Below are 8,264 nucleotides of genomic sequence, written 5' to 3'. Positions count from 1 at the left end.
CGAGCTCACGCTGCCCTCGGAGATCGTGGCCGCGCTGGACGACGTCTCGGCCTAGCCGGCGCGGCGCGCCGCGTCAGGCGCGGGAGCTCTTGCCCTCGGTCGTGCCCGTCACACCCGTCGCGCCGACGTCATCGTTGTCCTCGACGTCGTCGACGTCGTCGAGGTCGTCGTCCTCGTCGTCCGCGTACTCGTCGTCATCATCGTCATCGTCGTCGTCTTCGTCATCGTCATCGTCGTCGTCCTCCTCGTCGTAGTCGTCCGAGTCGAGGCCGGCGTAGACGCGGCTCTCGGTGCCGTCCTCGTCCTCGTGACCGTCGAATTCGTCGCCGTAGATGGCGAGGGGCGTGGCGACCTCGGTCGCCTCGTAGAGGGCCTCGTCGTAGTCGTCGAAGGCCTCGGCAAGGTCCTGCGCGGCAGCCATCACCATGGGGTGGTCGGGGTCTCGGCTCGCGTTCGCGGCCTCCAGGTGACGTTCGAGGGCGGCGATCAGCTGCTCGAGGGCGGCGCGGGGGTCGACGGTCATGCCTCGACCGTAGTGGACCCCCGCAAGCGTGAGAACCGAATCCGTGCCCGGATCGGCTGGAAACACGACGGTCCCGCAGCGGGCCGTGCTCACTGCGGGACCGTTCACGCGCGGTTGTCGGGCCGTTCACCCGACGGCGGCGCGCGGCGTCACATGGGCGCCTTGACCGTGTCGGCCGCCGGCGGGGCCGTGACGTCGACCGGCTCGCCGTACTTGCTCATCGTCATGTCGGCCTTGACGCCCGACAGGTCGAAGGTGACCTTGCGCAGCTGGTTCTTCTCGTCGAGCCAGGCGGTGTACGCGATGGTGCTGGGCAGCTGCGTCTTGGCGTCGGTCGGCAACTGGGCCTGCATGGCCTTGGTGTCCAGCGTCAGGTCGTACTTCCACGTCTTGTCACCGTCCACGGTGTCCTCGCCGGCGTACTTCACGTCCGTCACGGCCGCCCCGAACTGGTCGTACATCTTCGTGGGGTCGGCCTGGTCGAGCGACTGCGACAGCTGCTTGCCGATGGTGGAGCTGCTGTCGATGACTGCCCACTTGCCCGCGGGCAGGCCGGGGAATCCCTTCATGTAGACCTTCTTGTCGACGAGGATCATGTCGACCTTCATCGACGACCCCATGTCCATCGTCATCTTCATGGCCGGGTTGCCGGGGTCCACCTTCGTGTCACCGGAGATGGCGATCTTCTGGCCGGCGGCATCCATCGTCATGTTCACGTGCGCGGTCGTGGCGTTCTTGCCGGCCTCCTTCATGGCGGCGACGAAGGACGCCTTGTCCTTGTACGGCTGCCCGGCGGCGGGAGCGTCGCTCGTCGCGGCTGCCGAGCTGGCCTGCGTCTGGCCCGCCGCAGGCGCCGGGGTCTCGCTCTTGCCGCAGGCCGCGACGCCGAGCACGGCAGGGAGAACGATGACTGCTGCCGCGATGCGGCGGGTGTTCCACTTCATGGGTGTTGACCTCCTGGGCCCTTGACGCCGGACGGTTCCGGGCGGTTCCGCTGTTGCGCCGCGCCGCACGGGGTCGCGCTCGGTCCCGGGTCTGCGGTCGAATGACCCAGCGACGGTATCGCGGGCACCTGTCCGCCACGCCACGCATACGGTCTCGGTGGGGTCACGGTTGGTGTCAGAATGGATGGCGATGACGGATTACGAGTACCGGGTCCTCACGTTCGACCGCCACACGTCGAAGGCCCAGGCGCGGCAGGCGGTCCGTGAGCATGCGGAGTACGGCCGTTGGGAGCTCTCGCGCACGGTGATCTACGAGGGCGGCGTGCGGCGGATGTGGCTGCGGCGCAAGATCATGCGCGTCCAGCGCACGGCCTGACGCGTCGCCCGACCTCAGCAGGTCCGCAGGAGGTCACCGAGGACGCGTGCCCCGAACCGCAGCGAGTCGACGGGCACGCGCTCGTCGATGCCGTGGAACATCGGCGCGAAGTCCAGGTCGGCGGGCAGCCGCAGCGGTGCGAAGCCGTAGCCGCTGATGCCGAGCCTGCTCAGGGCCTTGTTGTCCGTGCCGCCCGAGAGGCAGTAGGGCAGCACGGCCGCCTCGGGGTCCTCGCGGAGCAGCGCCTGCTTCATCGACTCGACGAGGTCACCGGAGAAGGGGGCCTCGAGCGCGACGTCCCGGTGCACGACCTCCACCTCGACGTGCTCCCCGGCGAGCTCGCGGATCGTGGCCATCAGCGCGTCCTCGTGCCCCGGCAGGAAGCGGCAGTCGACCGCGGCCGTCGCCGTCTGGGGGATGACGTTGTGCTTGTAGCCCGACCCGAGCATCGTGACGTTGGCGGTGTCGCGCAGCGTGCCGCGCACGAAGCCCTGGGCGCCCCCGAGCGTCGCGAGCAACGGCTCGAGGTCACCGTCGGCCGTCGAGAGGCCGGTCAGGGTGCCCAGCGTGTCGAGCAGCTCGCGGACCGAGGCGATGTACTCGCGGGGCCACTCGTGGGCGGCGATCCGTCCGATGGCACCGGCAAGACGCACGATGGCGTTGTCGCCGTTGGGCACGGAGCCGTGGCCGGCGCGTCCGTGGGCGCGCAGCCGCAGCCACGCGATGCCCTTCTCGGCCGTCTGGAGCAGGTATGCCCGCTGCTGGCCACCGGGCGTCGGCACCGTCACGCTGTAGCCGCCGACCTCGCTGATCGCCTCGGAGACCCCCTCGAACCATTGCGGGTGGTGGTCGACGAGCCAGTGGCTGCCGTGCGTGCCGCCGGCCTCCTCGTCGGCGAAGAAGACGAAGGTCGTGTCGCGGGCGGGCTTGGTCCCGGTGCGGGCGAAGTGCCGGATGTTCGCGAGGATCATCGCGTCCATGTCCTTCATGTCGACCGCCCCGCGACCCCAGATGCAGCCGTCGCGCTCCTCGGCGGCGAAGGGGTCGACCCGCCAGTCGGCGGCGTTGGCCGGGACGACGTCGAGGTGGCCGTGCACCGCGAGGCCGGGCCGCGAGGAGTCCTCACCCTCGAGGCGTACGACGACGGTGGCGCGGCCGGGCTCGCTCTCGAGCAGCGTGCCGTCGAGGCCGACCTCGGCGAGCTCGCCCATGACGTACTCGGCCGCCTTGCGCTCCCCCGGTCCGGACCCGTCACCGTAGTTCGACGAGTCGATCCGGATGAGCTCCGCACAGATCCGCGCCACCTCCGCATCGGCTGTCGGTGCGGGTGTCCCGGTGCGCGCGGCGTCGTCGTGGCTCATGCCGATCAGCGTATGCCGCGGCCTTCCGACGCCTGCGACCACCCGTTTGGTCTTTTGGTCAGGCCCCGTGTAACGTTTCGCCTCGCCGCAAGGGAATCCCACGAGCCCCTTGCATCACCTCGTCGGGGTGGCGGAATGGCAGACGCGCTAGCTTGAGGTGCTAGTGCCCTTAACGGGCGTGGGGGTTCAAGTCCCCCCCTCGACACCATGAGACCCCCGGGTTCCTGCAGGTCAGGACCCGGGGGTCTTCTCGTGCCCACGGCCTCCCCTGGCCCTGCCGCTCACCTGCCCGGATTCTCTGTCCGCCCCTCCGCGACGGCCGTAACCTTCGAAGGTGAGCGACGAGAACGTGGCCGGCCTGGCTGACGAGCTCTACGACGCGATCGGGCTGCTGCGACGGCGGTCACGCCGACTCGTGGGCGCCCCCCTGCCGGAGCTCGCCCTGTCCGGTGCCCAGCACGAGCTGCTGCGCGTCGTCCGGCGCAACCCGGGTGTCACGGTGACCGAGGCGGCCCACGTGCTCGGGCTCGCCGCCAACACCGTCTCGACCCTCGTGGGCCAGCTGCTCCCCCTCGGTGTGCTCGTCCGCGACCGCGATGCAACCGACCGCAGGGTGGCCCGCCTCGACCTCACGCCCTCCGCTCGCGAGAGTCTCGAGCAGTGGCGCGACCGGCGGACCCAAGCGACGGCGACGGCCTTGGCCCGGCTGCCCGCCGACGAGCGTGCCCATCTGGCCGAGGCTCTGGCCATCATCGTCCGGATCGCCGCCGACCTGCCGGAGAACTCCGAGGCCCCCGAGCCGGCCGCGCCGTCATCCTCGCCCGAGGCCACCTGAGACCGTCCCCAGACCGACCGTCGCGCGCGTGACCGTACGCTGTGCCGCGTGACCTTCCTGCGCGCCCTCTTCACCCTGCTCCGGGGGCGCGGTTTCCGCCGGCTCTTCGTCAGCCGGGTCACGTCGTCGTTCAGCGACGGCGTCTTCCAGGTCGCGCTCGCCAGCCACATCCTCTTCAACCCGGAGAAGGCCGCCGACGCGCGTGGCATCGCCATCGCCTTCGCCGTCGTGCTGCTGCCCTACACCGCCCTCGGACCGTTCGTCGGGGTGCTGCTCGACCGGTGGCCCCGACGTCGGGTCATCGTCGTCAGCCAGCTCGTCCGCGCGGCGGCGATCCTCGCCGTCACCGGACTCGTGACCGGCGCCGACACCGGTCCGGCGTTCTTCGGGCTCGTCCTGCTGGTCTTCTCGGTCAACCGGTTCATCCTCGCCGGGCTCGGGTCGGCCATGCCGCACGTCGTGGCGCGCGAGGCTCTCGTCAGCGCGAACTCCGTCGCCCCCACGTGCGGTTCGCTCGCCTACCTGCTCGGCGGGGCCATCGGCACCGGTGTCCGCGCCCTCGGGGGAAGTGACGTCCTCGACGTGCTCCTCGCCGCCGTGGGGGTCCTCGCCGCAGCGTGGGCGGCGACCAGGTTGCCCTTCATCGGGCCTGATGACACGAGCGGGGCACCCTCCGTCGGGCAGATCACGAGGTCGGTCATCACGGGGCTCGTCGAGGCGGCGCGCACCCTGCCGCGTCGGGCGCGCCTGCTCTTCGGCCTCGTCTTCGTGACCCGCATCCCGTTCGGCTTCCTCCTCCTGCAGACCCTCCTGCTCTTCCGTGGCCCCTTCGAGGGCGGCCACGGCGCCAGGGGTTTCGGCGTCGCCGCCGCCGCGTCGGCGCTCGGGTTCGCCTCGGCGGCCTTCGTCACCCCGTGGCTCGCTCCCCGGCTCACCGCCATCCCGTATGCCGTGCGGATGCTCGCGCTCGGCGCACTCGTCTGTGCCGTGCTGGGGCCCTTCCTCACGCCGTGGAGCATCGTCGTCGTGGGCTTCGTCGTCTCGTTCACGTCGCAGTGCGTCAAGATCACAGTCGACTCGCTCCTCCAGGCGCACGTCGACGACCACCTGCTGGGGCGGGCGTTCTCCGCCTACGACGTCGTCTACAACGCCGGCATGGTGGCTGCCGCCGCCCTCGGCGCGTTCGTCCTGCCGGAGAGCGGCCTCGCGTGGTGGCCGCTCGTCGCGTTCGCGGTGCTCTACGGCGCGACGGCGATGCTGCTCGGCGGCCTCTGGTCACGCGCCACCGTGCTCGACCACGAGCGGCCACTAGGCTGACCGCGTGCTTCCCGAGCTGACCGCCACCCGCTACGTGACGCCGCTCAAGGAGGGCGGGTCGCTGCCGGGGATCGTCGAGGCGGACGACGACGGGACGTACGTCCTGAAGTTCCGCGGCGCCGGTCAGGGGCTCAAGGTCCTCGTGGCCGAGGTGCTCGTCGCCGGGATCGCCCGGCTGCTCGACGTGCCCGTGCCCGATCTGGCCGTGATCCGCCTCGACCCGCGCATCGCCAAGTACGAGGCCGACGAGGAGGTCCAGGACCTCCTCACGGCGTCCGTCGGGACCAACCTCGGCGTCGACTTCCTGCCCGGCTCGCTCGGCTACGACGGGTCACGCCCACCCGATCCCGACCTCGCGGAGCGGATCATCTGGCTCGACGCGCTGACCGCCAACGTCGACCGCACGTGGTCCAACCCCAACCTGCTCGTCTGGCACGGCCGCACCTGGGCGATCGACCACGGCGCCGCGCTCTACTTCCACCACTCGTGGCCGAGCAGGGCGCCCTCCCCCGAGCGCTTCGCCGCGCAGCCCTTCGACGCGAGCCGCCACGTCCTGAGCGACGTCGCCGGCGACGTCGGCCGACGCCACGACGAGCTCGCTGCCCGGCTCACGCCGGAGGCCCTCGGGGCCGTCATCGCCGAGGTGCCCGACGAGTGGATCGAGCCCACGGCCGACCTCGCTGACGCGCCTGCGGTGCGGGCGGCATACGCCCTGATGCTGCGCGCCCGCCTCGAGGGGCCGCTGACGTGGGTCCCGACGGGGGTCGCGGCATGAACGCGTACCAGTACGTCCTGCTCCGGCTCGTCCCTCGCGTCGACCGCGAGGAGTTCATCAACGTCGGCGTCGTGCTCTATTCGCAGGACGCCGGGTTCCTCGACGCCGCCTGGGAGCTCGACGAGCGCCGCGCGGGCGCCCTGTCCCCGTCGTGCGACCTCGACGGGGTGCGGTCGATGCTCGAACGCGTGCGCGCGGTGTGCCGCGGTGAGACGGGGCGCGGGCTGCCGACCCTCGACAAGCCAGGCCAGCGCTTCGGGTGGATCATCGCGCCGCGCTCGACGGTGGTGCAGCCGGGACCGGTCCACGGGGGCCTCTGCGACGACCCGGCCGTCGAGCTCGAACGCCTCCTCGACYGGCTCGTCCGACCCGCGCACGCCTGACCTGCCGACGCCTGAGTCGGTCCGGTCAGCCTCGAGCGCGGAGGGCCCACATCGCGACGGCGCTCGCCGCGGCGACGTTGAGCGAGTCGACGCCGCCCGCCATCGGGATGCGGAGCGTGAGGTCGGCCTCGGCCACCGTCCGGTGCGACAGGCCGTCGCCCTCGGTGCCGACGACGAGGGCAAGTCGCTCGGGCGGCTGCGTCTCGAGGTCGTCGAGCGACACCGAGTCGTCGGAGAGCGCCATCGCGGCGACCTTCAGGCCGGCGTCGTGCAGCAGGCCCATCCCCTGGGGCCACGGGTCGATCCGGGTCCACGGGACCTGGAAGACCGTGCCCATGGAGACGCGGATCGACCGGCGGTAGAGCGGGTCCGCGCAGCGGGGGGTGATGAGGACCGCGTCGACGCCGAGCGCGGCGGCCGAGCGGAAGATCGCGCCGACGTTCGTGTGGTCGACGACGTCCTCGAGGACGATGACCCGCCGCGCGTCGGCGAGAAGTGACTCCACGCTCGGGAGCGGCGGCCGCTGCATCGCGGCGAGCGCCCCCCGGTGGAGGTGGAAGCCGGTCAGCTGCTCGATGACGTCGTGGTCCCCGAAGTAGACCGGGATGCCGTCCGCCTCGGCGTCGGCGACGATGTCGGCGAGGTCGTCGAGCCACCGCCGCGCCATGAGGTAGGACCGTGGCCGGTGGCCGGCCCGCAACGCCCGACGGATGACCTTCTGGCTCTCGGCGATGTAGAGCCCGCGCTCGGGTTCGGTCCGCCGGCGCAGCACGACGTCGGTGAGCGACACGTAGTCAGCCAGGCGCGGGTCGGTGGGGTCGGAGATCTCGATCGGCACGCCGTCAGGCTAGTGGTGGTGCTGCACTCCCCCGGCATCGTGGGGGCGGGCCCGCGCTGGGCTGACTGTCAGGGGAGCCAGACGAGCTTGACGATGGCGACGAGGCCGATGACGATGATGAGTGCCCGGAGCATGTTCGGCGGGATGCGGCGCCCGACCCGCGCCCCGATCATCCCGCCGACGAAGGCACCGACCCCGATGAGGACGACGACGAGCCAGTCGATGTGCTCGCGCGCGAAGAGGACGAACACCGTTGCGGCCACGAGGTTCACGACGAGCGACAGGACGTTCTTGTAGCCGTTGAGGCGCTGCAGCGGCTCGAGGCTCAGGGCGCTGAGCAGGCCCATGAGCAGCACGCCCTGGGCGGCGCCGAAGTAGCCGCCGTAGACCCCGGCCAGGAAGACCCCTCCGGCCATGGCCGGCGTGTGCCAGCGAGGCGTGCGCGCCCCCTCGCCCCCGGCGTGAACGTGTGCCTGGATGCGCGGACCGGCGACCACGAGGACCAACGCGATGAGGATGAGCACCGGCACGATGGCCCGGAAGGCTGCAGCCGGCAGGACGAGCAGCAGGCCTGCCCCGACCACCGACCCGACGAACGACATCGGCATGAGACGGCGCAGGGTGCGCCCCTGTCCGCCGAGCTCGTGGCGGTAGCCCCAGGCCCCGGTGACGCCACCGGCGACGAGACCGATGTTGTTCGACACGTTCGCGACGAGCGGGTTGATGCCGAAGAAGAGCAGCGTCGGGAAGGTGATCAGCGTGCCCGAGCCGACGATGGTGTTGATGACGCCGGCGCCGGTCCCGGCCAGCGCGATGGCGACGGCGGACCAGAACGACACCCGGTCACCCTACAGAGGGTGACCGGGTGTCGTCGGACGGTGTCCGTCAGCGCTGGACCGGAGGCTCCGGCGG

General features: G+C 71.4%; 10 protein-coding genes and 1 tRNA gene. 6 read left to right on the top strand and 5 right to left on the bottom strand.

What is annotated here, in order from left to right; translation table 11 throughout:
• Positions 1–73: 73 nt before the first annotated feature.
• The gene (locus AC1DP0_RS13995) at positions 74–523 is read right to left on the bottom strand and encodes a hypothetical protein (protein ID WP_478085158.1); all 450 of its coding nucleotides are present in this window, start codon (positions 521–523) and stop codon (positions 74–76) included.
• A 149-nt stretch (positions 524–672) separates the two neighbouring features.
• On the bottom strand, positions 673–1,467 hold the full coding sequence (locus AC1DP0_RS13990; protein ID WP_478085157.1) for an SCO4651 family lipoprotein: 795 nt from the start codon (positions 1,465–1,467) through the stop codon (positions 673–675).
• Positions 1,468–1,657: 190 nt separating this feature from the next.
• Here AC1DP0_RS13990 and AC1DP0_RS13985 point away from each other — a divergent pair, with 190 nt between their 5' ends.
• Positions 1,658–1,843 carry a DUF5703 family protein gene (locus AC1DP0_RS13985; RefSeq protein WP_030146024.1) on the top strand — a complete coding sequence of 62 codons (186 nt, stop codon included), beginning with the start codon at positions 1,658–1,660 and terminating at the stop codon, positions 1,841–1,843.
• Between the two features lie 14 nt (positions 1,844–1,857).
• Here the strand turns inward: AC1DP0_RS13985 and AC1DP0_RS13980 are convergent, their stop codons facing one another.
• Positions 1,858–3,204 (bottom strand): M20/M25/M40 family metallo-hydrolase, encoded by a 1,347-nt coding sequence (locus AC1DP0_RS13980; protein ID WP_478085156.1) that lies wholly within the window; start codon positions 3,202–3,204, stop codon positions 1,858–1,860.
• A gap of 121 nt (positions 3,205–3,325) precedes the next feature.
• On the opposite strand from AC1DP0_RS13980, the gene AC1DP0_RS13975 reads away from it, so the two are divergent.
• From AC1DP0_RS13975 to AC1DP0_RS13955, 5 genes are all read left to right on the top strand, one after another.
• Positions 3,326–3,412: transfer RNA gene (locus AC1DP0_RS13975), tRNA-Leu, on the top strand.
• A gap of 126 nt (positions 3,413–3,538) precedes the next feature.
• The gene (locus AC1DP0_RS13970) at positions 3,539–4,039 is read left to right on the top strand and encodes a MarR family winged helix-turn-helix transcriptional regulator (RefSeq protein ID WP_478085155.1); all 501 of its coding nucleotides are present in this window, start codon (positions 3,539–3,541) and stop codon (positions 4,037–4,039) included.
• 48 nt (positions 4,040–4,087) lie between these two features.
• Positions 4,088–5,356 (top strand): MFS transporter, encoded by a 1,269-nt coding sequence (locus AC1DP0_RS13965; protein ID WP_478085154.1) that lies wholly within the window; start codon positions 4,088–4,090, stop codon positions 5,354–5,356.
• 4 nt (positions 5,357–5,360) lie between these two features.
• Positions 5,361–6,131: a HipA family kinase gene (locus AC1DP0_RS13960; RefSeq protein WP_478085153.1), complete on the top strand. Its 771-nt coding sequence runs from the start codon at positions 5,361–5,363 to the stop codon at positions 6,129–6,131.
• Complete coding sequence (locus tag AC1DP0_RS13955; RefSeq protein ID WP_478085152.1) at positions 6,128–6,514, top strand: DUF3037 domain-containing protein; 387 nt, start codon at positions 6,128–6,130, stop codon at positions 6,512–6,514. Before AC1DP0_RS13960 ends, AC1DP0_RS13955 begins: the two co-directional genes overlap by 4 nt.
• Positions 6,515–6,539: 25 nt before the next feature.
• Here the strand turns inward: AC1DP0_RS13955 and AC1DP0_RS13950 are convergent, their stop codons facing one another.
• Positions 6,540–7,352: a TrmH family RNA methyltransferase gene (locus AC1DP0_RS13950; protein WP_478085151.1), complete on the bottom strand. Its 813-nt coding sequence runs from the start codon at positions 7,350–7,352 to the stop codon at positions 6,540–6,542.
• 68 nt (positions 7,353–7,420) lie between these two features.
• Positions 7,421–8,191: a sulfite exporter TauE/SafE family protein gene (locus AC1DP0_RS13945; protein ID WP_478085150.1), complete on the bottom strand. Its 771-nt coding sequence runs from the start codon at positions 8,189–8,191 to the stop codon at positions 7,421–7,423.
• Between the last annotated feature and the right edge of the window lie 73 nt (positions 8,192–8,264).

The organism is Terrabacter sp. P5_B1, from assembly GCF_056400505.1.
Note: the sequence above shows the minus strand (reverse complement) of the source record. Positions and strands in the feature narration are given on the sequence as shown.